The organism is Alkalibacillus filiformis (assembly GCF_030814115.1).
Classification (GTDB): domain Bacteria; phylum Bacillota; class Bacilli; order Bacillales; family Alkalibacillaceae; genus Alkalibacillus; species Alkalibacillus filiformis.
Map to the genome: position 1 here is coordinate 73,482 of NZ_JAUSUP010000004.1, position 22,534 is coordinate 96,015.

At 36.1% G+C, this 22,534-nt stretch carries 28 protein-coding genes, 2 pseudogenes and 1 riboswitch; of the genes and pseudogenes, 21 read left to right on the top strand and 9 right to left on the bottom strand.

What is annotated here, in order from left to right; genetic code table 11:
* Nucleotides 1–17 precede the first annotated feature (17 nt).
* From J2R98_RS08410 to J2R98_RS14515, 4 genes and pseudogenes are all read left to right on the top strand, one after another.
* Nucleotides 18–386: a VOC family protein gene (locus tag J2R98_RS08410; RefSeq protein WP_307067965.1), complete on the top strand. Its 369-nt coding sequence runs from the start codon at nucleotides 18–20 to the stop codon at nucleotides 384–386.
* Nucleotides 387–457: 71 nt separating this feature from the next.
* Nucleotides 458–1,345 (top strand): diacylglycerol kinase, encoded by an 888-nt coding sequence (locus J2R98_RS08415; RefSeq protein ID WP_307067967.1) that lies wholly within the window; start codon nucleotides 458–460, stop codon nucleotides 1,343–1,345.
* A gap of 417 nt (nucleotides 1,346–1,762) precedes the next feature.
* The gene (rlmD, locus tag J2R98_RS08420; RefSeq protein ID WP_307067969.1) at nucleotides 1,763–3,139 is read left to right on the top strand and encodes a 23S rRNA (uracil(1939)-C(5))-methyltransferase RlmD; all 1,377 of its coding nucleotides are present in this window, start codon (nucleotides 1,763–1,765) and stop codon (nucleotides 3,137–3,139) included.
* Nucleotides 3,140–3,276: 137 nt separating this feature from the next.
* A pseudogene (locus tag J2R98_RS14515) lies at nucleotides 3,277–3,437 on the top strand (IS256 family transposase); the annotation flags it as partial.
* 163 nt (nucleotides 3,438–3,600) lie between these two features.
* On the opposite strand, the gene J2R98_RS08425 reads toward J2R98_RS14515, so the two are convergent.
* The 5 genes from J2R98_RS08425 to J2R98_RS08445 form a co-directional block, all read right to left on the bottom strand.
* The gene (locus tag J2R98_RS08425; protein ID WP_307067972.1) at nucleotides 3,601–4,341 is read right to left on the bottom strand and encodes an amino acid ABC transporter ATP-binding protein; all 741 of its coding nucleotides are present in this window, start codon (nucleotides 4,339–4,341) and stop codon (nucleotides 3,601–3,603) included.
* 17 nt (nucleotides 4,342–4,358) lie between these two features.
* Nucleotides 4,359–5,060, bottom strand: a complete 702-nt coding sequence (locus J2R98_RS08430; protein ID WP_307067974.1) for an amino acid ABC transporter permease — start codon at nucleotides 5,058–5,060, stop codon at nucleotides 4,359–4,361.
* Nucleotides 5,061–5,158: 98 nt separating this feature from the next.
* Nucleotides 5,159–6,046, bottom strand: a complete 888-nt coding sequence (locus J2R98_RS08435; RefSeq protein ID WP_307067975.1) for a transporter substrate-binding domain-containing protein — start codon at nucleotides 6,044–6,046, stop codon at nucleotides 5,159–5,161.
* 708 nt (nucleotides 6,047–6,754) lie between these two features.
* On the bottom strand, nucleotides 6,755–7,159 hold the full coding sequence (locus J2R98_RS08440; protein ID WP_307067977.1) for a VOC family protein: 405 nt from the start codon (nucleotides 7,157–7,159) through the stop codon (nucleotides 6,755–6,757).
* Nucleotides 7,160–7,242: 83 nt separating this feature from the next.
* Nucleotides 7,243–7,527 carry a GyrI-like domain-containing protein gene (locus tag J2R98_RS08445; RefSeq protein ID WP_307067979.1) on the bottom strand — a complete coding sequence of 95 codons (285 nt, stop codon included), beginning with the start codon at nucleotides 7,525–7,527 and terminating at the stop codon, nucleotides 7,243–7,245.
* 269 nt (nucleotides 7,528–7,796) lie between these two features.
* On the opposite strand from J2R98_RS08445, the gene J2R98_RS08450 reads away from it, so the two are divergent.
* From J2R98_RS08450 to J2R98_RS08475, 6 genes and pseudogenes are all read left to right on the top strand, one after another.
* Nucleotides 7,797–8,795 carry a tRNA dihydrouridine synthase gene (locus tag J2R98_RS08450; RefSeq protein WP_307067981.1) on the top strand — a complete coding sequence of 333 codons (999 nt, stop codon included), beginning with the start codon at nucleotides 7,797–7,799 and terminating at the stop codon, nucleotides 8,793–8,795.
* A gap of 120 nt (nucleotides 8,796–8,915) precedes the next feature.
* Nucleotides 8,916–9,665, top strand: coding sequence for an SDR family NAD(P)-dependent oxidoreductase (locus tag J2R98_RS08455; RefSeq protein ID WP_307067983.1), 750 nt, complete (start codon nucleotides 8,916–8,918; stop codon nucleotides 9,663–9,665).
* A gap of 232 nt (nucleotides 9,666–9,897) precedes the next feature.
* A pseudogene (gene wrbA, locus J2R98_RS08460) lies at nucleotides 9,898–10,512 on the top strand (NAD(P)H:quinone oxidoreductase).
* Between the two features lie 103 nt (nucleotides 10,513–10,615).
* A complete protein-coding gene (locus J2R98_RS08465) occupies nucleotides 10,616–11,326 on the top strand; it encodes a GNAT family N-acetyltransferase (RefSeq protein ID WP_307067985.1) in 711 nt (236 codons plus the stop codon).
* Nucleotides 11,327–11,405: 79 nt separating this feature from the next.
* Complete coding sequence (locus tag J2R98_RS08470) at nucleotides 11,406–11,714, top strand: hypothetical protein (protein ID WP_307067986.1); 309 nt, start codon at nucleotides 11,406–11,408, stop codon at nucleotides 11,712–11,714.
* A gap of 75 nt (nucleotides 11,715–11,789) precedes the next feature.
* On the top strand, nucleotides 11,790–12,536 hold the full coding sequence (locus tag J2R98_RS08475) for a class I SAM-dependent methyltransferase (RefSeq protein WP_307067988.1): 747 nt from the start codon (nucleotides 11,790–11,792) through the stop codon (nucleotides 12,534–12,536).
* 55 nt (nucleotides 12,537–12,591) lie between these two features.
* On the opposite strand, the gene J2R98_RS08480 is transcribed toward J2R98_RS08475, so the two are convergent.
* Both J2R98_RS08480 and J2R98_RS08485 read right to left on the bottom strand, forming a co-directional pair.
* Nucleotides 12,592–13,416 (bottom strand): CPBP family intramembrane glutamic endopeptidase, encoded by an 825-nt coding sequence (locus J2R98_RS08480; RefSeq protein ID WP_307067990.1) that lies wholly within the window; start codon nucleotides 13,414–13,416, stop codon nucleotides 12,592–12,594.
* A 38-nt stretch (nucleotides 13,417–13,454) separates the two neighbouring features.
* On the bottom strand, nucleotides 13,455–13,823 hold the full coding sequence (locus J2R98_RS08485; protein WP_307067992.1) for a DUF4181 domain-containing protein: 369 nt from the start codon (nucleotides 13,821–13,823) through the stop codon (nucleotides 13,455–13,457).
* Nucleotides 13,824–14,050: 227 nt separating this feature from the next.
* Between J2R98_RS08485 and J2R98_RS08490 the strand changes: the two genes are divergently transcribed.
* From J2R98_RS08490 to J2R98_RS08525, 8 genes are all read left to right on the top strand, one after another.
* Entirely contained in the window at nucleotides 14,051–14,455 is a 405-nt protein-coding gene (locus J2R98_RS08490; protein WP_307067993.1) for a VOC family protein, read from the top strand.
* Nucleotides 14,456–14,584: 129 nt separating this feature from the next.
* Nucleotides 14,585–14,941, top strand: a complete 357-nt coding sequence (locus J2R98_RS08495) for an NUDIX hydrolase (protein ID WP_307067995.1) — start codon at nucleotides 14,585–14,587, stop codon at nucleotides 14,939–14,941.
* A gap of 21 nt (nucleotides 14,942–14,962) precedes the next feature.
* Complete coding sequence (locus J2R98_RS08500) at nucleotides 14,963–15,493, top strand: GNAT family N-acetyltransferase (RefSeq protein ID WP_307067998.1); 531 nt, start codon at nucleotides 14,963–14,965, stop codon at nucleotides 15,491–15,493.
* A 16-nt stretch (nucleotides 15,494–15,509) separates the two neighbouring features.
* A complete protein-coding gene (locus tag J2R98_RS08505; protein WP_307067999.1) occupies nucleotides 15,510–16,739 on the top strand; it encodes an MFS transporter in 1,230 nt (409 codons plus the stop codon).
* Between the two features lies 1 nt (nucleotide 16,740).
* Complete coding sequence (locus tag J2R98_RS08510; RefSeq protein ID WP_307068000.1) at nucleotides 16,741–17,268, top strand: isochorismatase family protein; 528 nt, start codon at nucleotides 16,741–16,743, stop codon at nucleotides 17,266–17,268.
* 231 nt (nucleotides 17,269–17,499) lie between these two features.
* Nucleotides 17,500–17,925: a MarR family winged helix-turn-helix transcriptional regulator gene (locus tag J2R98_RS08515; RefSeq protein ID WP_307068009.1), complete on the top strand. Its 426-nt coding sequence runs from the start codon at nucleotides 17,500–17,502 to the stop codon at nucleotides 17,923–17,925.
* Nucleotides 17,913–18,245, top strand: a complete 333-nt coding sequence (locus J2R98_RS08520; RefSeq protein WP_307068011.1) for a DUF3147 family protein — start codon at nucleotides 17,913–17,915, stop codon at nucleotides 18,243–18,245. Before J2R98_RS08515 ends, J2R98_RS08520 begins: the two co-directional genes overlap by 13 nt.
* 27 nt (nucleotides 18,246–18,272) lie before the next feature.
* Complete coding sequence (locus tag J2R98_RS08525; RefSeq protein WP_307068013.1) at nucleotides 18,273–18,899, top strand: class I SAM-dependent methyltransferase; 627 nt, start codon at nucleotides 18,273–18,275, stop codon at nucleotides 18,897–18,899.
* 33 nt (nucleotides 18,900–18,932) lie between these two features.
* Here J2R98_RS08525 and J2R98_RS08530 read toward each other — a convergent pair whose 3' ends face one another.
* Nucleotides 18,933–19,523 (bottom strand): TetR/AcrR family transcriptional regulator, encoded by a 591-nt coding sequence (locus tag J2R98_RS08530; RefSeq protein ID WP_307068015.1) that lies wholly within the window; start codon nucleotides 19,521–19,523, stop codon nucleotides 18,933–18,935.
* Between the two features lie 108 nt (nucleotides 19,524–19,631).
* Between J2R98_RS08530 and J2R98_RS08535 the strand changes: the two genes are divergently transcribed.
* The gene (locus tag J2R98_RS08535; RefSeq protein WP_307068018.1) at nucleotides 19,632–20,069 is read left to right on the top strand and encodes a small multi-drug export protein; all 438 of its coding nucleotides are present in this window, start codon (nucleotides 19,632–19,634) and stop codon (nucleotides 20,067–20,069) included.
* Nucleotides 20,070–20,298: 229 nt separating this feature from the next.
* Here the strand turns inward: J2R98_RS08535 and J2R98_RS14520 are convergent, their stop codons facing one another.
* Nucleotides 20,299–20,745, bottom strand: coding sequence for a CotY/CotZ family spore coat protein (locus J2R98_RS14520; protein ID WP_370871954.1), 447 nt, complete (start codon nucleotides 20,743–20,745; stop codon nucleotides 20,299–20,301).
* Between the two features lie 201 nt (nucleotides 20,746–20,946).
* Here J2R98_RS14520 and J2R98_RS08540 point away from each other — a divergent pair, with 201 nt between their 5' ends.
* Nucleotides 20,947–21,339 (top strand): S-Ena type endospore appendage, encoded by a 393-nt coding sequence (locus J2R98_RS08540; RefSeq protein WP_307068020.1) that lies wholly within the window; start codon nucleotides 20,947–20,949, stop codon nucleotides 21,337–21,339.
* Between the two features lie 188 nt (nucleotides 21,340–21,527).
* Nucleotides 21,528–21,703, top strand: a riboswitch (cobalamin riboswitch).
* Between the two features lie 119 nt (nucleotides 21,704–21,822).
* Nucleotides 21,823–22,284 (top strand): acyl-CoA thioesterase, encoded by a 462-nt coding sequence (locus J2R98_RS08545; RefSeq protein ID WP_307068236.1) that lies wholly within the window; start codon nucleotides 21,823–21,825, stop codon nucleotides 22,282–22,284.
* The last annotated feature ends 250 nt before the right edge of the window (nucleotides 22,285–22,534 follow it).

A 22,534-nucleotide genomic window follows, 5' to 3' on the forward strand; every position in this document is an offset into this window, starting at 1 on the left:
TGAGAGGAGAAACGCTAATGACTTTTACGGTAAAAAGGTTAGACCATGTACAATTAGCAGCACCTAGACATACAGAAGATGAAGCAAGACATTTCTTTGGAGAAGTTCTTGGATTACCTGAACTTGAAAAACCAGAAGACTTAAAGAAGCGCGGTGGCGTTTGGTTTGAACTTGGTGATCATCAACTTCATATCGGCGTTGAAGAACCATTTTCCCCAGCGGAAAAAGCTCATCCAGCTTTAGAAGTTGCCAATTTAGAAGGCTTAATGGCAAGGTTCGATGAGTTTAACGTTGAATATGAACAAGACGACAAACTACCTGGTGCGAACCGTATTTATACGAAAGACCCATTTGGTAACCGTCTAGAAATTTTAGAGTGGGTGTAAATGCAAATACTTCCATTTTCGAAGCTTTCGGAGTATAGTAAAGATAACAGAATACGAACGAAGGTGAGAATATGAAAAAAGCTCGAATCATATATAACCCAACATCAGGTCGGGAAGCGATGAAAAAGGCGCTTCCTGACGTGTTAATACGTTTAGAACAAGCGGGCTATGAAGCATCCGCTCATGCGACAACCGGGGAAGGCTGTGCAGCTGATGCAGCCGCTTTAGCATGTGAACGACAGTTTGATTTAATTATTGCCGCTGGCGGTGACGGCACAGTTAATGAAGTCGTTGATGGTATGGCAAAACAACCTTACCGCCCAAAACTCGGCATTATTCCGATGGGGACAACGAATGATTTTGCCCGTGCACTTAAAGTTCCGCGTGATGTTGAACAAGCAATGGATATTATCATTGATGGACAGGCGAAAAAGCTTGATATCGGGAAAGTTAATGGTCATCACTTTATGAACATTGCTGGTGGCGGCAAAATTACAGAACTCACTTATGAAGTGCCAAGTAAACTGAAAACAGCACTCGGACAATTGGCTTATTATTTAAAAGGGGTCGAGATGTTACCTTCCATTCGCCCAACACATGCTCGTATTGAGTATGACGGGGAAGTGTTTGAAGGTGATATGATGCTCTTTTTAGTTGCTAATACGAACTCAATAGGTGGATTTGAAAAGTTAGCTCCAAACGCTGAGTTGAATGATGGATACTTTGACTTATTAATCTTAAAGTCTACTAATATAGCAGAATTCGTTATGTTAGCTAATAAAGCATTAAAAGGTAACCACATTCATGATGACAACATCATTTACACACATGCGAAAAAAGTAACAGTCGAAGCCGAAGAAGATGTCCAAGTTAACTTAGACGGTGAATATGGTGGAAAACTACCTGGCACATTTGAAAACTTGTATCAGCATATTGAGTTTTTATTACCGAAAGATTAATGAAGGGGCCTTAATATAAGTAGTTCCGTTTTGGTGGAGAAAATATAAAATAACAGGGGAAATAGAGTGCAAAATCACAATGGTTTTAGCACTCTATTTTTCATTGATATGACAACGTTTTTCTTAAATTTCAAGTCGAATTAACATAGAAAATCGCACCACAATTCGCACAGTGACAATAGCCATTGGCGTAATGATATTTAGGCTGTTATTTATTAATAAATGTTGCTATACCAAAGAAAAACAGCATACCAATTGATATGCTGTTTGATGTGTTAATTGTAATGTTTCTCCACAGTATCGGAACTACTTAGCCTTAATAAGGGCTCCTTTTTTTCTGTTATAAATAGTAATTGCTTTAATCTAACAACCCTTTTAGCTATAATGTTAAAAGACTAACATAAGGACGGATGAAACATGGGAAAAGCAAACGCACCAGTAAAGAAAAATCAATTTATTGATTTAACGTTTAGCGACCTGACACATGAAGGTGATGGAGTAGGCAAAATTGACGGCTACCCTGTATTTGTTCAATACGCATTACCAGGCGAGCAAGCGAAAGTTAAGATCATCAAAGTAAAAAAGAACCTTGCTTTTGGGAAGCTAATTGAGCTATACGAAGAAAGTCCAGACCGCATCGAACCACCATGTGACGTATTTTATAAATGCGGTGGCTGCCAAATCCAACATATGACATATGAACGTCAACTAACGATGAAACAAAAGCAAGTACAAGACGTCATGAAGAAAATCGCGCAAATGCCAGACGTACCAGTCCACCCAACGATTGGGATGGATGAACCGTGGGCATACAGAAATAAAGTCCAAATTCCTGTCGGTAAACGTCACGGCAAAGTGATTACAGGCTTCTATCAAAAACGAACACATAACATCATCGATATGGATACGTGCCCTGTTCAAAGTGAATCAAATGACAAAATTGTCCGCGAAATGCGTGCCATTATCGATGAATTAGAAATTGAACCATACAACGAAGAAACACATGAAGGCGTGATCCGTCACTTAGTATTAAGAACGGGGTATCACACGAATGAAGTGATGGTCGTCATCGTGACAAAAACGAAAGACTTGCCACACAAACAAGAGCTCATTGAAAAGATTAAGGAACTTGATTCGAATATTAAGGGTGTCATTCATAACGTTAACCCAAAACAAACAAACGTTATTATGGGCCAAGAGTCTAAAACGCTTTGGGGCGAAGATGTGATTATTGATAAAATTCATGACTTAGAGTTCGCCATATCAGCTCATTCATTTTATCAAGTAAACCCAGAACAGACAGAAAAACTATATGATCAAGCGTTAAAATACGCCCAACTTTCAGGGAAAGAAACCGTCATTGATGCTTATTGTGGGATTGGCAGTATTTCATTGTTCTTAGCAAAGCACGCTAAAAAAGTTTACGGCGTTGAAGTCGTACCACAAGCAGTTGATGATGCAAAAGCCAATGCAAAGCGAAACCATATTAATAACGCTGAGTTTTTCGTAGGTGAAGCGGAAAAAGTCATGCCTTGGTGGAAAGCTCAAGGATTAAACCCTGATGTCATCGTCGTTGATCCACCACGTAAAGGTTGTGACGAAGAACTACTCCAAGCGATGATCGACATGCAACCAGAACGAATCGTTTACGTTTCATGCAATCCATCAACTTTAGCACGCGACTTGAAAATCTTATCTGAAGGTGGCTTTGAAACGAAAGAAATTCAACCAGTCGATATGTTTCCGCAAAGTAACCATATTGAGAGTGTGGCGCAGTTAGTTTTAAAAGTGTAGCCCCAGAATAAAGTCTTGTAAGAAGAATAAAGTTTTGTAAGAGCGTATGAAGAAAAATGGGAAATCCTTTTATAACAGGGGTTTCCCTTGTTTTTATCTACAAGAGTTTGTTATGGTATTGATCAAGTTTTGTAAAACACTCTAGCTTTAGAAAGGTAACTAAAAAAGGAACATTCCCCCAAAGGAGAATGCCCTCTTTAAAGCGCTGTATTTAAGCATTGAAGTATTAGAAGAAAAATCGAGAGGTCGCCATATTCAAAACTGGTCGATGGTGATTAACCAGTTACCTCGTTCATAAAGATCTTGAAAACGAGCACCAAAGGTTAACAATTGGAGGAAATATAATATAAGAACTCGGATCACGATCGAAACCATTGACCTTCGTTTTTTTCCGTATAACAGATGATAACACGGACATTCGATTCTAAGTATATGGACGGTCAAAATCCCGTTTTCCCCAATTATTCACTTAATAACTGCAAAAACTCCTTCGTTCTTTGCTTCTTCGGTGTCTCAAGCACATCCTTTGCATTCCCGCTTTCTACAATATACCCTTCATCCATAAAAAATACTTTGTCGGCCACTCTTTTTGCAAAATTCATTTCATGAGTGACGATCACCATCGTTTGGCCTTCTTTAGCTAATGCCTCTATCACTCGAAGTACTTCTCGAACCAATTGAGGATCTAACGCTGATGTCGGTTCATCAAATAATAGGACCTCAGGATTCATCATTAAAGATCGGGCAATAGCTGCACGCTGTTGTTGTCCTCCCGATAATGAGTCAGGATACTTATCTTTATGTTCAAACATCCCTACTTTTTTTAAAAGTTTTTCACCTTCTATAACTAAAGAATCTCTTTTCCTTCTTTGCACGATTAATGGTGCTTCAATAATATTTTCAATGACCGTTTTATGCGGAAATAAATGAAATCCTTGAAAGACCATCCCAGAGTATTTACGTAACTCTTTCAGTTCTTTTTTTTCGAGTTTCTTTCCACTGAAATTTACCGCTTGATCCCCAATAGTAATGGAACCATAATTAGGTAGTTCTAATAGGTTTAAACAACGGAGTAATGTCGTTTTCCCGGAACCCGAAGCGCCAATTAAACATACAACTTCCCCTTTTTGAACACTAAAATCAATCGACTCGAGGACAGTATTCTCACCGAAAGATTTTTTTAAATGTTTCACATAAATCATGACAAACAGCCCCTTTTCTAAGTTTTATTTAAATATCGGTTATAGCGTTTTTCTAATCGTTCTTGAAAGTGACCAATAATAATACAGATGACCCAATAAATAAGGGCTGCGGTTATGTACATCGTCATACTTTCATACGTTCTTCCAGCAATGAGATGTGCCCCGTACAACAGTTCATGAACCGTAATGACCGATGCTAAAGATGTACCTTTGACAACATCGAGAAAAATATTAAAGGTTGGAGGTAAAGCAATTCTAGTTGCCTGAGGAATAATGATTCTTCGCATCGTTTGCCAGTACCCCATCTGTAATGCTGCTGCAGATTCCCATTGCCCTCTTGAAACAGACATTAATGCGGAGCGAATCACCTCGGCATTGTAAGCGGCAAAGTTTAAACTAATTCCAACAATTCCTGCTGTGATTGGACTATCAAATTGAATACCAATTACTGGCAGGCCGTAATATAAAATAAATAAAAAAACAAGTAGCGGAGTTCCACGCATAAATGAAATATAAATACGTGCTGGCCACCTCAAAAACCAAAAATTTGACATTCTTGCCATAGCTAAAAACAATCCTAATATAAGCGCAAAAAACATACTAATTAATGCTATAAAAATTGTGATTTTTGCAGCATCTAATAAAAATGGGAGAGAATCCCATGCTAATTGTGGATCATAAAGATGCTCCCATTGAATATTTTTGAACCATTCAATCATCATAATCCTCCTTTCTTTCCAACATTGATATCAATCTAAACATATGAATCATATGTATAAAAAGAGATACAAGGAGAACCTTGTACCTCTTACTAACCTTAGTTTCCTTCTAAACTAACTACCTCATCTTGATCGACAGGCTCAGATGCATCTGCTCCGAAAAACTCTTGTGATAACTCTGCAATCGTGCCATCTTCTTTCATGTCTTGCAGAACTTCATCAATGACTTCCTTCAGTGAATTATTTCCTTTCAGCATTGGGAATGCACTTTCAGTTGCGTGAAACTTTACTTGTTCAGCAACTGCTAGACTGTCATCATCGAAACCTTCTAATGTTCGATGCAGGACAAGTACATCATTTAAGTAGGCATCTTGATTTTCATTAATAATATCTCTTAAAATAGCATCGACACCACCGTCATAAGCGGTCCCATCGGCACCAATGTTTTCTGCGAAGATCGCATAGTTACTTGTTAAAGAACCAAGTGCAACTGGAACTCCTTCTAAATCATAGGCTGATTCGAAATGCCCCATATCGTCTGAACGAACAATAACCGACCCATACGAAAACTTATAAGGTTCTGTAAAAGTGAAAATTTCTTCACGTTCTTCAGTGATTGCAAAATCATTAGAAGCAATATCAATCTGTCCATTCCTTAACGCAGGAAGGATCCCATCGAAATCCATCGTACTAAATTCGACTTCCACTCCTAAACGTTCCCCTATTTCACGCATCATTTCAACGTCAAAACCAGTTAGTTCGTTATCTTCATCGTGATAAGTGACTGGTGCATATGTTCCTGATGTCCCTACGACAAGTTTGCCGGCTTCTTGAACATCTTGCCACAACGTATCTTCTCCATTGGCAGATTCCCCAGTTTCTTCTTCCTCTGACGTATCACCTTGTGATGCGTCTTCATCTGCAGTACCACAAGCTGCAAGCAATACGATTGTTGATATAAATAAAACCGATAAAAACTTTTTCAAATTCTCCATCCTCCTAATCCCTATAATTCATAGTTGTTTTGTCAGATTTAACAATTTAAATTTTATCACCAACATTGAATTTAAGCAACAAAATAATGAACGAGTATTTCTAAAATTGTTTAAAAAGAGGGCACTTCCCCCTTTCTTTTCCAAGTCTTGAGAATTTTAAGCGCCATTAGCATGTGATTAACTGTTAAGGGGATATGCATTAAGGTATGAAGTAAGTCAAACAGACGGTACGGAGCAAAGGGTAACGAATAGTAGCAACCAAAACTTCTTAAATCGATTAATTATATATCTAAATGGTTAGAAACTGTAGCTGGAGTAATTACCCGTTCGAGTATGCTTCGATAGTCGAGGCCACCTTCTCGCGAAATTCAAACTACAGCAAAAATGTATCAAGTGTAAATGATAACACGTATTGAAAGTGTGGCGGTGGTGGAGAAGAGGGAGAACCTGTATGTGATGACAGGGATTCCTTCTTCCTTAACCTTGATAATCTTTACAAAGAAGTTTATAAGCTCACTTGTAACGTCTAGAATTGGTTCTAATTGATTTAGAATCTTTTTCACTGTATGCAATTCTTCGGTAAATTGGTTGGTTTGGAGTGAGAATTGTTGTTCACACCTTTTTGTTATCTATATCGCCTTAGTTATTTGATAAAAGAATCCCACTTCTCAAAATATGAAGAATGCTAATTATAAGTAGTTAACACTTACAAATCATTAGATGATTACCGTCAGGATCTTTAAAATTAAAAAAATGATTATGTTGAATTTCAGTTGTTAAATTAACTTTTTTACTTTCCATATAACTAAAAGCTTGTTCGATATCATTGGTATTAAAATGAAATGCTGGAACTTTTAAAACATTTTCTTTAGAGTAGATCTTACTGTCTAATACAATTCCAGTACCGTCCATAGGTATTACATACAAATGGCCAAATTGTATTTCACCGTCTGTTGGTAATCCTAATATGTCACAATACCAGTCTCGTGCTTGTGTAATATTACTAACTGGGATAAAAACTGTACCAATTTGATCTAAAATAGGGGATTTCACAAAAACACCTCCAAAACTTTCTAAGTCATCGTTTGTAATCTTCCATTTCATTCTCTTTAAAGCTACCCAACATCAACATAAGGGATCCAACAATTATTGTCACTTCTCGTTATCTAATGCTGGTAGGAGTGTTATTACTTAATAGTGTTTAATAACTCTATGTCTACATTTTCAATATCATGCCAACTATAAAATCTTTCTAAGTGCCATTTATTTTTGAGCCTTATATATTTGTTGTCCTCAATCCACATATGTAAATCATTATAGGTATCCCTAATCTTATAATTAGCCCCTTTGTGTCTCATAACAGCATATCTTTGAGGAGGTACTGTTATTATATATTGGTCACCGGAACATAAAACTCGAAAACCTACCAACTTTAACCCATCAATTTCTTTAATCGCCTTATTTTCTGACACTTTGGTTCACTCTCCTTTCACGATTAATTAACAGTTTCTACAAATAAAACTTATATCCTTCTTTTGCACTTTCTCCTGTAAAATAAGCTCTACTACGAGCTGTTCTTTAAGGGTGAACTAGGAACAAACTATTCTTAGTCGATTTACCTTGCACTTTTCTCTTGTACCCATTAAAGTATATAATGGTTGAAAAACTACTCGATCGTTAGGAAGACCTTAACGTTTCAATAATAGATAAGAAAAATCTGTAGGAAAGGGGTCGAATTGAGATGAAAGAGAATTTTTGGCATGAGTTACCACGACCGTTTTTCGTACTTGCACCAATGGAAGCTGTGACGGATGTTGTATTCCGTCATGTAATAAGTGAAGCGGCTAGACCTGATGTGTTCTTTACGGAGTTTGCGAATACAGAGAGCTACTGTCACCCAGAAGGGCGAGATAGTTTGCGTGGTCGTCTAACTTTCACTGAAGATGAACAGCCAATTGTCGCTCATATTTGGGGAGATAAGCCTGAGTACTTCCGAGAAATGAGTATTGGTATGGCTGAATTAGGCTTCAAAGGTATAGATATTAATATGGGTTGTCCAGCTCCGAATGTGGCACCAAAAGGAAAAGGCTGTGGGTTAATTCGCCGTCCGGATGTTGCAGCGGACATTATTCAAGCAGCTAAGGCTGGCGGCTTACCTGTAAGTGTGAAAACGAGACTTGGGTATACAGAAGTAGAGGAATGGCGCGATTGGTTGAAACATGTTCTTGAACAAGACATTGTCAATCTTTCTATCCATTTACGTACGAAAAAGGAAATGAGTAACGTTGATGCTCATTGGGAGCTCATCCCGGAGATTAAGAAGCTTCGTGATGAAGTCGCTCCTCATACGTTATTGACGATCAATGGTGATATTCCAGATCGCCAAAAAGGTCTTGAACTGGTTGAAAAATACGGTGTAGACGGTGTTATGATCGGGCGTGGCGTTTTCCACAATCCGTTTGCGTTTGAAAAAGAGAAAAAAGAGCATACAAGTGAAGAATTGCTTGATCTTTTAAGGTTGCAGCTCGACCTTCATGATCAATATTCAGAGGAACTTGAACCGAGATTGTTCAAGCCACTGCGCCGCTTTTTCAAAATATATGTACGTGGATTCCGCGGATCAGCAGAGCTACGCAACAAGTTAATGGATACGAACTCTACCGATGAAGTTCGTGCTTTACTTGATGAGTTTGAAGAGAATAATGAAATAGCGGGAGATAAAAAGTTTATTATCTCTTAAAAGATGATGAGAGGAGACAGAATTCTGTTTCCTCTTTTTTTATTTATCTCATCACACCTGATTAATGACAGTGAAAAAAGGAATACTTATGATGGATGGAATTATTAAGGAGGTATTCAAATGAGTAAAGTAGCAGTCATTACTGGTGGTGGAAGTGGTTTAGGTCAAGTAACAGCCAAACAGATGGCGGAAAAAGGGATTAATATAGTTGTGGTCGATATCGACGAGGAAGGTAGTCAAGAAACTGTTGAACTCGTTAAACAAGCAGGTGCAGATGCATTTTTTGTAAAAGCGGATGTGTCAAAAGCTGACGAAGTGAAAAATTATGTTGACCAAGCTGTTGAGAAGTATGGAACAATTGATTATTTCTTCAATAACGCTGGAATTTCCGGTAGTGGAAAACTTTTTTTAGAAACAGATGTTGATGAAATGAATAAAATTGTTGAGATTAATATGCTCGGTGCCTTGTATGGTATGCATTATGTGGCTGAAGTCATGGTGAAAAACGGTGGAGGTTCGATCGTTAATACATCATCAAGTGCAGGAGTCATCGGTCAAAGTACAGTTGTCACTTACTCAGCGACAAAACATGGTATTGTCGGCATGACGAAAAGCATGGTCGCTGAATATGCGAAAGATGGCTTACGCGTGAATGCCGTTGCCCCAGGTCCTACAGAAACACCAATGGTTAAAAAGTACTTTGAAGATAATCCAGAAATGAAAGAAAGCGCAGAACAAGGTATTCCACAAAAGCGCTTAGGAACACCTGAAGAAGTGGCTGAACTCGTTACGTTCTTGCTTACATCAGACGCACCATATATTAATGGAGATGTCATTAGAATAGACGGTGGATTTACAAGTACGAAATAATAGAAATTGGATCATTGAAGCTCGGTTTTGTTTAACTAACCCGAGCTTTTTTTATTATGAGAATTTATCTTGAATTCAAGATAAATTAAATGTAAGATACTCACTATAGGGTTAATATTAATCCTTTAATTAGTGGAGGGGGTTTCATTTATTTTTATGAAAAATAATGAAAGTTGGTGTCGTTATGGGGTTATTAGATAAAGTTTTTGGGAGAACAAAGGAGAGTCATAATATGTCAAATGTTAAGTTAGCAGTAATCTTTTATAGTATGAGTGGAACAAATTATGAAATGGCTAAATGGGCTGCAGAAGGCGCAAAAGAATCAGGTGCTGACGTTAAAGTATTAAAGGTTGAAGAATTAGCACCACAATCAGTAATTGATGAGAATGAAGCATGGAAAGCAACTGTTGAAGCTACGAAAGATGTACCAGTAGCTACTTCAGATGACATTGAGTGAGCAGATGCGATTATCTTCAGCGTACCAACACGTTTTGGTAACCTGCCAGCACAAATGAAGCAGTTCTTAGATACGCAAGGTGGCCTATGGGCAAGTGGTAAAACCGTCAATAAAGTCGTAAGTGGTATGAGCTCTGCACAAAACCCACATGGTGGTCAAGAAGCAACATTATTATCACTTTATACGTCGATGATGCACTGGGGCGCGATTATTGCTGCACCAGGTTATTCAGATCCTGTTATTTTTGGAGCAGGAGGAAACCCATACGGAACGAGCGTTACAGTCGACCAGGAAGGTAACATGGTTGAAGATGTAGAAGACGCTGTTAAGCATCAAGCGAAACGTACGGTTAACATTGCAGAATCAGTGAAAAACGGAAACCAATCATAAGGTTAAAATCCTAATCTAATAAACTAGTGTTTATAAAGCACGCATTTGTGATTACAATTAACGTAAACAAATGCGTGTTTTTTTATTTAGGAGGAAGTTTACTGTGGAAGTTTTAAAAGACCTTGAATCATTGAATGTCCAAGTACTTATTAATCAAAGAACGATTATATTAGAAAAGTTTGATGTCAATATTGAACAAGCTAAAGAAGCTGACATGTTAGTTTATAACCTATGCAAAGAACTAGATCAAACGCCATATGATCATATCTTATTTGAATGTCGAACAGAAATGTTTGATCATATCCCTAAAATAAATAAAATGATGAAGGTTCATGGTAAAAGAGTAGTTTATACAAAGCCTTTAGAGCCGTTCGCATTTCCTCGTTATGAGTCTGATATTTGGTCAGTAGATGATTCTAAGTCAATTAACTTTTTATCAGAAGTAATGGGTGTTAATTATTACAGAGCTGAAAAGTTTTTAGAGGGGATGAAGCAAGAATTACCTAACCAGGCGGACCAAATGTTTACCGTTTACGTAGAAGATGAACAGCCTGTCGGGATTGTACTTCCTCACATTGAGCCTAATACAGATCATGAAGGTAGAATCTTTTGGATGGGAGTTCATTCGAGATTTTTAGGCAAAGGGTATGGAAAGATTCTTCATGCGATTAGTCTTGAGAGATTGCGTCATGATTTTCATGCTAAGTCGTACCTTGGAGTTACAGAGGAAGAGAATGAACCGATGAGAAATATAATGAAGGCTAATGGATGTGAGGAAGAGTACAAGGTTGTATCTTTCCAGTTTACCATTTAATTATTTGTGAAATATTGCCATCACCTTATGTTTCTTGTACGATAGACTGAAATGTAAGAATTTGAATGGGGTCGTCCGAATGACAATCGTTAAAAAACCGAATATCTATTTAACTCTAGGTATTTTAATACTAATTACGGTAGCTTTTCTAAGTATAGCAATCGAAATAAACACAGTTGTTCTTTTAGCCATAATTTTTATTTCAATTACTTTAGTAACAGTCTCTAATCAAGTTAATGAAGACAATTCAATCTTCTTAAACCTACTAGAAATAGCGATCGCTCTTATATTGTTAGCATTACTTTTAATTTTAGGAGAGCAGTTGATGATTAGAATCCTTATAATAGGTTTATTTGTTCTCAATGTTTATATTTTTAGAAAGTTGTAAAGTGAGGGAGTACGATGGGTGTTTTGAATTTTTAATTTGTCCTGTAATTTAAATCAAATTACAGGAGGTAATCATATGGAATCAAAATGGGTAAAGCCTTTTTACAAACGTCAATTTGAGATGTTTGCGGAACTACATGAGTACAGCGATCACTATTTAGAGTTGGCTAAAGAGATTGAAGAACAAATTGGTCAGCCGTTTCAGTCGGTTATAGAAATTGGAGCTGGTAATGGTCATCTCGCAAAAGCAGTGGCTTCTTTCGGAAAAGATGTGACCACTGTTGAGTTAGTTCCTGAATTAGTTGATTACGCAAAGCAAAACGAACCTGAGGGTGTCACATCTATTTGCGACAGCTTTTATGATGTGGATTTGGATGAATCGTTTGATGCCCTATTGTATATCGACGGTTTTGGAGTCGATGGAGATGACGAGCAACTTTATTTATTAAAGCGAATTAATCAGTGGCTTAAGGCTAATGGCGTTGGATTAATCGATATATACAACCCAACTTATTGGAAAAAGGCAGCTGGGCAAACGATGTATATTGATCCGTCCAAAAGTGTTTTGCGTGAGTACGACTATGAACAAGAAAATCAAAGAATGGTCGACACGTGGTGGGAAGAAGGCGCACCCCACGACACATACACACAATCACTAGCGTGTTATAAACCTAATGAGATCGAAAGGTTGTGCCATCAGGCAGGGCTGAAGATTGTTGATTGGTTCCCTGGTGGTGCGATGGATTGGGATGAGTTGAAGTATAATCCGAAAGCATCTTTAGAAGACTGTTTGTCCTATCGAATTAAAGTTGTAAAAGCATAATCTCTTAAACTAAAAAGCAGTTAAACAGCTATTATGCTGTCTAACTGCTTTTTTATTAATCAATTGGGAACTGGTTTGCTTTCACATAGCGCCAATTATTCCTTGAGAAGTAAATGAACCAAGCAAGGCCTATTGTTAGTAGAATTACACCAATAATAACTAGAGTCATAAAGCTTAGTTCCTCGAGTAAGTGTACCCCGTACCCTAGATTTATTTGAATCATTTCTGTTGCTTGAGCAAAAATGTTATAAATCATATGTAAGATGACCGGTATAATTAAACTCCCCGTTTTAATAAATATGAGACACAACACAATACCTGTTAACGTTGCGCCGATGAAGTTTGGTCCATGTAGTAATCCGAATAACACCGAAGAAATGATGACACCTTTCGTTACACCAAACTTATAGCTCATTCTACCAAATAAAAACCCTCTGAATATAATCTCTTCAAAAATTGGTGCAATGACGATGATCATCACTAGGTTTAAAAGTAAAATCATAAAACCAGGTTCAATTTCATTAATTTCTAAAATAAATGACCGAGCGTTCTCTGATAGGAAGTGCCACACAATCGCTATGACAATCGTGATCGCACCCAAACTATACAACGTCATAAAGACAATCGCACTTGAAAAACTTTTCGCTGAAAGCTTGCTTTCAGATTTTCTAAATAAGTCATTAAGTTGGTATCCTTCATCCTGCAACTTCGTCTTAAACCACAATAGTGGAATAAGGTACAACGCGACGAATGAAGTAATTAACGTGCTGTATTCTAGTGGAACTCTAATGAGACTTAGAAATATAGTTAAACCTATAAACGTTAAAACACTCCACAAAATAATCCATCTCGTTTTGGCATCATGAAAAACATGGTTCAAAGATAACAATCCCCCTAATTGTAAACTGTGTCACTATTTTAAATTTCAAGTACTAAAGTGAAAAGTAATGATATCCCAAACAGTACGATGATCATACCCAGTTGGTTAAGTATGAGCATCCATTCCTTTGAACTTTTAGCATAGTAATAATGCATTAACAACCTTCCTGTTAATAACGCAAACAACATTGCAAGAGCCAAGAAAAAGCTGTTCGGGTACGTCGTTTGAAGTATGAAGAAAGCAAAAATAACGAAAATCCCAATATCAATCGCTATATGTATTTTGTTAAACCAATTTAAGACGCCAAAAAATGTGTCCTTTATTTCGTGTTTGTTTCTTAACCATCGATCCGTGTAGTGGCCAATAGTGAAGACTAGTATTGCAGTCAGCAATGCAATCATATTCATTTTTATTCCTCCTTACTGACTTTGCTAAATGTAAATTATGAACAGTCGCTTTAATGTATGTAATAAACCACAGTATTTCTTTAGATTTTACTTTTTTAGAAATATTAGGTCAATTGTATCACTAAAAGTTTTCTAGTTTTTAAGAATAAATGTTTGAATATTGTTAAAATAGTGTTGGAGAAAGTTAGCGGTATAAAATGAACAAAGGCTGAAGGGAGCTAATAGGTTTGAAGTTTAATGACTTTAATGCTGCGCAAGTTAGAATCGCTAGACCAACTGATCAATTTGACGATGTCATAGACTTTTATAAAAATGGTCTTGGTTTAACAGAAATTGAACGATTTAAAGGTAACAGTGGTTATGAAGGTATTATTTTAGGGTTGCCAGATGTAAATTGCCATTTAGAATTTACACGTCATGTTGACGGGAGCCCTTGTCCAGCGCCTACTAAAGATAATTTGTTAGTTTTCTATATTACAGATGAAGAAGAGATTAATAAAGTTGTAAATCGTCTTAACGGAATGGGTTATGAAGAAGTGGAGCCAGAAAATGAGTATTGGAAAGAAAAAGGAGTCACGATTGAGGATCCAGATGGTTGGCGAGTTGTCTTAATGAATAGATCTTATGATTAATTTAGGAGGTTTTGTATGGATGCAGTTTTTAGAACAGAAGCAGGAATTTTCAACTACCGTGTGGCTGGTGTGTTAATTCATAATGACTGTGTACTTTTACATAAAGACAAGGAAGATGACTTTTAGGCTTTGCCAGGTGGTAGAGTAAAGGTGACTGAAGAGGCTTCCAAGGCTGTTGGTCGAGAGTTTAAAGAGGAAATAGGTGTCGATGTACAAGTTGAAAAGTTACTATGTTCAGCCGAAAACTTCTTCACTTACAGAGAATCTAGCTATCATGAAATTGGGTTCTACTTTAAAGTTCAAGGGATTGATAAGGAGGAGTTACCTCAACAAGAATTGTTTTTTGGACATGAAGGGAACAAAGTTTTGATTTACAAATGGATCCCATTAGATCAACTGAATGACTACACTATAGAACCTAGCTTTTTAAAAGAAGAATTGAAAGATTTAAATTCTAGTTCGAAACATATTGTTGTGCACGATTGAATCTTAGGGAGGAGGTACACAATGTTCTCATCAAACAGAATATATTTAAGAAAAGTTGAACTGGGAGACACAGAGCTTTACCAGTCATGGCGAAATGATGTAGATGTCATGTATTCAACTAACCCTTCACTAGATGTTTATTCATATGAAGATACAAGAAGTTTCGTAGAAAATGTACTCGTAAATTCTAACACTTCCAAAAGCTATATCATTGTAGAAAGAAATGGTGAAACTCCAATAGGTATTACATCTTTAATTAACATGGATTATAAAAATAGAAACGCCGAATGTATTATTGATTTGGGGAACAAACAATATTGGGGTAAAGGGTATGCGAAAGAAGCATTAACCCTATTGTTAAATTACGCGTTTATGGAACTAAACTTACATAGAGTTTCATTAAAAGTTTTTGATTTTAATGAAGCGGCCATACAGCTTTATCAAAAACTAGGATTTAAGGAAGAGGGGCGTGCCAGGGAAGCTTTGTATCGGAACGGCAAATGGTATGACGTGATCCATATGGGTTTATTAAAGGACGAGTTTAATAACTAGAATGGAGGGTAGAACGATGAGTCATAGATTACAACAGTGGAAAAATCCTATCGTTCTACTATCCTCATTAGGACTTGCTAATGTTGGAGATTTTATCTATCTTGTGGCGATCAATATTATTGTGTATCAAATGACTGGATCGGCTACAGCGGTTGCGTTACTTTGGATTATAGGTCCATTAACGAACATTTTAACGAAATTTTGGACAGGCAGTTACATTGATTATCGAAGTAAAAGAAAGATTATGATTCAGACATACATAGCCCGTGGTTTACTTATTATGTTTATACCATTAGCACCTAATGTTGTAGCAATATACATATTATTAGTATTTCTAAGTATTGCAAGAGCCTTCTTTGGACCTTCTTCTATGACATACACAACAATGCTTGTTCCCATTGACATGCGGAAAAGATTTAACGCCATTCGATCTTTCACATCATCATCCGCCTTTATCATTGGTCCTTCCATAGGTGGTTCACTTATTTTATTAACGAGTGTTAACGCTACACTTTGGGTTAACGGTTTTTTATTTATTATAGCTGCTTTAATTTTAATTATATTACCTGATTTAGACGAACGTGAAAAATCATCGATCCCTAAATTGACGATTCACCAAATTAAAGAGGATTTTTCACTTGTACTAAAGTTCTTTAGTGAAAATAAATATATATCATTTATTTATATTACTTTTATTTTAATTATGGTTGCTACATTCGCGATGGATTCACAGGAAGTTGTGTTCACCCAACAAGTTATTGGTTTGTCCGAATTCGAGTATAGTTTGTTAATTAGTATTACTGGTATAGGGTCAGTCACTGGTGGAGTGGTTCTATCAATATTTTCAAAGCATTTTTCTTTAAGGTATATGATTGCTGTCGGTGTGATTATGTCATCTATTGGTTATCTAGTTTATGCTTTTTCGTGGTCATTTCTGTCAATTACTGCAGGGTTTATTGTACTAGGCTTTTTCCTTGTCTTTTTAAATGCAGGAATCACGACTTTTTATCAAAACAATGTTCCAGTCGAATTGATGGGAAGAGTTACGAGCATTATTCAACTCATTCAAAGCATCGCTCAAATTTCGCTTATTATGTTGGTTGGTTTTTTAGGGGATGTTATCTCATTAAGGGTCACTATTGTAAGTCTTGCTTCATTAATGTTTATTTCTGCAGTAGTTTACAGTTTATTTATATTTAAACCGAACTATAAAGATTGTTACAAAGAAGATAAGGAAGGTGTATAAAATGAAAGCACTATTAGTAATTGATGCGCAAAATGGAATTGTTAATTTTAAAGACTTTTCGGAGGAAGTATCTCTGATTGAAAAGGTTATCCAGGCTTTTAAAGCGGAAAGTCTTCCAGTAATCTTTATGAAACAAGTGGATGATATGGAGGATAGTCCACTTTATAAAGGCTCATCAGGTTCAGATCTACATGATTCATTAAGCGATTATGCTGATTATGTAATTGAGAAAAAGACGCCTAGTTCATTTTACAATACAAAGCTTAGTGAAGTTCTTGATAAGTTAAATATAGATCATTTATATGTTACTGGCTTTAACACAGAATTTTGTTGCATGTTTACAGCAATTGCTGCATTCGACAGAGGCTACAAAGTAAGTTTTATTGAAGATGCGACAGGGACAGTTAATTTAGAAGAAGAATATGAAATGCCTGGTCTAGATATTAGAGATTTTGTTGGTACAGCTTTGCATTGGACAAATGTGATAGAAGTGTTGGATTACGAAGAATTTGAAGAACTTGAGAGATAGAGGGACGTTGAAGTGACAAATGATAAGTCAAAAAAGATTTATGAGTTGAGAGTACAGAAAAATAACGAGGAGTTACTAATTTCTACAAAACAAGCGTTGAATTTATTAGTGAAATTACGTTAATTATAAGTTCTAGAATGCAACAAGGTAATTGTTGCATTCTATTTTTGAATAAACATCTTGACTGACGATTATATCGTAATATAAGATATAATTGTTAGGAGGTAAACTATGGAAAATGAAAGTATTGCAAAAGAAATAAATAAGAATTGGACCGACATTTATTATTTGCTGCACTATACACATTTAGAAAACTTATCACACCAAGCGATTAGGCTATTACAACATATTAATAAGAGAGGTAACTGCTCGGTTAGTGATTTGGCAGAGTTACTAGGTGTCACTCATAATACTGCTTCTGAACATATAAAAAGATTAGCTAGTAAAGGATTAGTGATTAAAAAACGGAGTTCATACGATGAACGAAGAGTTGTTATTTCGTTAACTGATAATGGAGAGTTAGAACTTCATAAACATACACACTTAGATGAGTTAAAGTTAAACAAAGTTTTAGAAAACCTTTCTGTTGAGGAAAAAACACAGGTTGAACAAGCGTTTTCTTTACTCAGAGAGGAAGTAGTAAAGTGTTTTTCTTAACAAAAGTCATGGTATCAGCCATAATCATTGGCGCTGTAACTGAAGTAGCAAGGTACTTTCCTAAGTATGGTGGGATTATAGCAGCGTTACCATTAGTGAGCTTATTAAGCTTGTTTTGGTTAAGTGTTCAAGGAGAGAAAATCACAAATTTAAGTAACTTTGCGCTTGGAGTATTATGGGGGTTTCCTGCAACAGCAGTACTTTTATTGTTAGTTGCTTTATCTTTAAAGTACTCAATGTCTTTAAGTATTTCTATTGGTTTGGGATTAGTGTCTTGGCTTGTAGTGTTATACATTCAAGATATTTTGTTTGGTTCATGACAAAATTGAAAATGAAGGAGAACTTAGATGTTAAACAAACAAGGTTTTGATTTATGGGCAAATGATTATGACAAAACAGTTCAAATTAGTGAAGAAAATAATGCTTATCCATTTGCCGGTTATAAGGAAATATTAAACACGATTTATAATGAAGTGATGAGTCAAAGAGAAGCTAAAGTGCTAGATATTGGTTTAGGTACGGGTGTTTTAGCGGGCAAGCTTTACGATCATGGCTATCATGTAGACGGCATCGATTTTTCATCGAAAATGATTGAAATTGCTGAGGAAAAAATGCCAGATGCTAATTTAATAGATTGGGATATATCGAATGGACTACCGCCTGAAGTTATGGAGAACAAATATGACTTTATTGTAAGCACCTATACGTTACACCATTTATCGGATGAAGATAAAGTATTGTTTATTAAGCAGTTAGGATCCATTTTGAAAGAAAACGGTAAAGTGTTAATTGGAGATATTTCATTTATGACACATGCAGCACTTGAGGTGTGTTATGAAGACAATAAGGATTATTGGGATGAAGATGAATTTTATTTTGTGTATGAGAAACTAGTACCATCTATTGCAGATGAATATAATGTCGAATACAAGCAAATATCACATTGTGGTGGTGTATTTATCATCACAAAATAATTCTAAACTCGACTGTGATTTTGACAGTCGAGTTTAATTTTTAACCCCGCGCCAGAAAACACTCCAAATATCATTTAAATATTGTTCTAATTCAATACCTCTAAGTGAATAGTAACGAACATCAACATCTAAGTTATTGAAAATAAAAAGGTAATGTCTTAGAACAACGTGACTAGAAAGTGCTGGATCGATTTCTCGGTTTGCTTGTCCCTCTTCAATGATTTTAATTAATGCTGATTCGAGTTGTTCTTCACTTTTTTTGATCAGTGGTTTAATTTGATCTGCAACTTCATAAGGTGTGAATAATACAAATCGATAAAAGAATTCCCCTAAAAAGTCGAGTAAATATTCATTTGTATAAGATTGATGTAATACATTATAAAGTGTCTCCTTTGAGGATAGATGTCTCGATTTTTGAATTGTCGTTAGAATAAAGTCCACGTATTCTTCAGTGACTTGTTCAACCGCATTATAGAAAATGGCTTCTTTGTTTTTAAAATGCGCATACAATGACGGCTTTTTAATATCGACTTTCTCGGCAATCTTTGTCATGGAAGTTGCTTCATAGCCATATTCAGAAAACAATCGAATGCTCTCTTTAATTATTTGTTCTTTTTTACTCATGTTTGTCACCCTTTTCTTATATTAATAGGTGTGCTAAAATTATTATACAGACAACCTATCGTTCGTTAGGTTATTTTAATCTTAACATGATAAGGAGGAAAGATAAAGATGCTAGAATACATTTGGTTAAGTTTGGCGGCGTGGTTTATGGGGTTCTTTCCTTTTTTGGAGATATATCTTGCAATTCCAGCAGCAATGGCGATGGGGTTAGATGTGGTATCAGCGATTCTTTGGTCAAGTTTTGGCAACTTTTTAGCCATCCCTATAATTGTGTTATTTTATGATCAATTATCAAAGATTAAAAAGATAAATAAATACTTTATTAAGCTTTCACAATCTAAGTTCAGTCACCGTATTAGTAAGAATGGCTTTACGTTTATACTAATTGCGACACCGGTCGTTGGAGCATGGGCTGTTGCCGTAATCGGTAAGTTTGTCGGAATGGAAAAGGGCAAGCTCATCGTGTCATCGGCTATTAGTATTGGGTTATATGGTGTTATTTTAGGCGTATTAACCGAGTTAGGGATTAATACTTTTTTTAGTTAATTAAACCTAACGACCGTTAGTTTTTTTGTGTTGTTGTGGCCACAAATAAACGGTGAAAGGGACTTAGCTCAGTAGGGTTAGCCCTGCAGTCCCTTTAGGATTGGAAATGGTGGATCAATTGTATCCATAAATGATGGTGGGATTGTTAACAATACTGAATTTATAAAAAACATTAGTAGAGCGTAAAACTCGTACTTTTCGTGTCTAGAAAGTGCGAGTTTTGTTTTGCCTAACACTTATCACACGGTTTTGCATCACATTTCCACTCAGGAGTACTTCCATCAATAGGCTCTAAACATTGAACCCCACAGAAACAATCTAGGTCAATAGTTAAACACTGACCTGACCTTCTTAATTTGGGGAATTTATCACAACATTTAAAACATTTCTCGGGTTCTAGTAATTCTAACGTAGCACAACAATGTTCATCTATTTTAATTACTCTGAAAAAAACGGTACAAAAACCATCACCTAGGGTTTCAAAAGGTTCACAGTTCCCTTTGCATATAAGAATGAAAGGTATAGTATCCTTTGTTTGATCATGAGTATTATTTGATAATAGTTGTGCGCTTCTATTACATCCAAAAAGACAATCTCCTTCTATATTTTGAACCTTATCGATTTTCCTAAGAATTTTGCATACACAATTCTTATTCTTTTTTGATAGACATTCCATTTAAAACGCTCCTTTTCTATTGTTTTCTTTTCATAATATATGTGAGCTTATGCCAATTAGTCTGTGCGTGAGTTTGAAAATCTATTAAATGTATATTTCTTTAAAAAATATGTTTGAGCTCAATCACATTAAGGTTTAAATGCATTTAATAGATTAGATAGATTTTTTCTATCTAAATTTTAATTAATAGGAGTGAAAAATGTGATTAGTTGTAAAAAAGATCATGGAAAGCCTTGTTGTGAGAAAAAGCACAAGACTGAATGTGTTACATGTGAGTGGGAAATTGTTGGCGGACAATCTATCTCATCTCAAACTATTTACACTACTTCCGGTATTTGTCCTATAGTATCTGGAAAAATAAAGTACTGTCATGCTAGTAATCCAGGAGGCAGTTCTGCAGACACAGTACCAAATCGAATTAGAGTTGAATTTTTACGCGGTGGTACTGTTGTTCAATCTCAAAATGTTTTCTTAGGTAGTTGTTTAGCTTTTACACTAGGTGGGTTTGATAAGATACGTGTAGACCGTGGTGGGTTTGATGGTACCACGATCACAGGGGAACTTTGTATCAATACTAGCTTTGCAATACACTAATCTAGCGTTCAATGTTTTAATTGATAAGTTAGAAAGACCTTGGCTATGCCAAGGTCTTTTGTGTTCATCCAGTTCCACACAATTTTTGTGCACCTTTGTGTCTCGTATTTCGAGATTATTGATATTTTGTAATTGACAATAAGTAACAATTAGGAGATAGTGTTGATAGGAAATACCTAAATTCAATAAAAATTAATGTGCCTTATGGTGCTTGAAAAAGCTGAAAAGGGAAGGTTGGTGTAAGTCCAACGCGGTCCCGCCACTGTGATGAGGAGACATATAGATGATCCACTGTTCAATGAATGGGAAGGGCTATATGTTGATGAATCTGAGCCAGGAGACCTGCCATAAGGAAGAACATGAATTCCTACGGGAAATAGGAGGGTGTTACGTCATGAAAGACAACCATTATGGTGTGGTTCCATGATTAAGGTTAGTCCTCAATCAAAGTATATTAATTTAGGAGGTTAACTATTGGAACCGATGCCTGTAAGTTATTCGAAGATGAAACAAACAAAGCTCGTATTACCACCAGATACGAATCATTTAGACACAATTTTCGGTGGGAAAGTATTAGCATTTATCGATGAAATAGCAGCATTGACGGCTATGAAACATTCAAATGCCGCTGTTGTGACGGCGTCGATTGATTCGGTAGATTTTTTATCATCTGCCAAAGTAGGCGATGCATTAACGTTAGAAGCTTTTGTTACCAGGACTGGACGTACATCGATGGAAGTGTATGTGAAAGTTTATGCTGATGATTTGTTACGGAGGCATAAAGAGCTAACGACTGAGTCATTTCTAACGATGGTTGCTGTTGATCAAAATGGTAAGCCTACTAAAGTGCCAGGAGTTATTCCTGAAACAGAAGAAGAACAAAGGTTGTATGACACCGCACTTGCTCGGAAAGAACACCGAAAAAATCGGTCAGCATTAAGGTGAAAGAGATGCTGATCGATTAGGTTAAAATACTAAAAAACTGGTATGAGTTAATATACATACCAGTTTTTTTAGTAGATTAGGCTTAACATAAAATGCGCAGAAAAGTATCCAAATACCATGATTAAAGTAATTAATGTCACAACCACACAGTACTTCAAGAAAGGCTCTTTTAAATAACTTTTCATAGTTAATCCCCTCCGTCTAGAACCTAAGTCCATCATACCATAACTTTCCACTTAAAAAATTTAGT

Coding starts and splice junctions, on each gene's coding strand:
- J2R98_RS08410 (WP_307067965.1), top strand. CDS start 18: ATGACTTTTACGGTAAAAAGGTTAGACCATGTACAATTAGCAGCACCT.
- J2R98_RS08415 (WP_307067967.1), top strand. CDS start 458: ATGAAAAAAGCTCGAATCATATATAACCCAACATCAGGTCGGGAAGCG.
- rlmD (WP_307067969.1), top strand. CDS start 1,763: ATGGGAAAAGCAAACGCACCAGTAAAGAAAAATCAATTTATTGATTTA.
- J2R98_RS08425 (WP_307067972.1), bottom strand. CDS start 4,341: ATGATTTATGTGAAACATTTAAAAAAATCTTTCGGTGAGAATACTGTC.
- J2R98_RS08430 (WP_307067974.1), bottom strand. CDS start 5,060: ATGATTGAATGGTTCAAAAATATTCAATGGGAGCATCTTTATGATCCA.
- J2R98_RS08440 (WP_307067977.1), bottom strand. CDS start 7,159: ATGAAATGGAAGATTACAAACGATGACTTAGAAAGTTTTGGAGGTGTT.
- J2R98_RS08450 (WP_307067981.1), top strand. CDS start 7,797: ATGAAAGAGAATTTTTGGCATGAGTTACCACGACCGTTTTTCGTACTT.
- J2R98_RS08455 (WP_307067983.1), top strand. CDS start 8,916: ATGAGTAAAGTAGCAGTCATTACTGGTGGTGGAAGTGGTTTAGGTCAA.
- J2R98_RS08470 (WP_307067986.1), top strand. CDS start 11,406: ATGACAATCGTTAAAAAACCGAATATCTATTTAACTCTAGGTATTTTA.
- J2R98_RS08475 (WP_307067988.1), top strand. CDS start 11,790: ATGGAATCAAAATGGGTAAAGCCTTTTTACAAACGTCAATTTGAGATG.
- J2R98_RS08485 (WP_307067992.1), bottom strand. CDS start 13,823: ATGAATATGATTGCATTGCTGACTGCAATACTAGTCTTCACTATTGGC.
- J2R98_RS08500 (WP_307067998.1), top strand. CDS start 14,963: ATGTTCTCATCAAACAGAATATATTTAAGAAAAGTTGAACTGGGAGAC.
- J2R98_RS08505 (WP_307067999.1), top strand. CDS start 15,510: ATGAGTCATAGATTACAACAGTGGAAAAATCCTATCGTTCTACTATCC.
- J2R98_RS08510 (WP_307068000.1), top strand. CDS start 16,741: ATGAAAGCACTATTAGTAATTGATGCGCAAAATGGAATTGTTAATTTT.
- J2R98_RS08515 (WP_307068009.1), top strand. CDS start 17,500: ATGGAAAATGAAAGTATTGCAAAAGAAATAAATAAGAATTGGACCGAC.
- J2R98_RS08525 (WP_307068013.1), top strand. CDS start 18,273: ATGTTAAACAAACAAGGTTTTGATTTATGGGCAAATGATTATGACAAA.
- J2R98_RS08530 (WP_307068015.1), bottom strand. CDS start 19,523: ATGAGTAAAAAAGAACAAATAATTAAAGAGAGCATTCGATTGTTTTCT.
- J2R98_RS08535 (WP_307068018.1), top strand. CDS start 19,632: ATGCTAGAATACATTTGGTTAAGTTTGGCGGCGTGGTTTATGGGGTTC.
- J2R98_RS14520 (WP_370871954.1), bottom strand. CDS start 20,745: ATGGAATGTCTATCAAAAAAGAATAAGAATTGTGTATGCAAAATTCTT.
- J2R98_RS08545 (WP_307068236.1), top strand. CDS start 21,823: ATGCCTGTAAGTTATTCGAAGATGAAACAAACAAAGCTCGTATTACCA.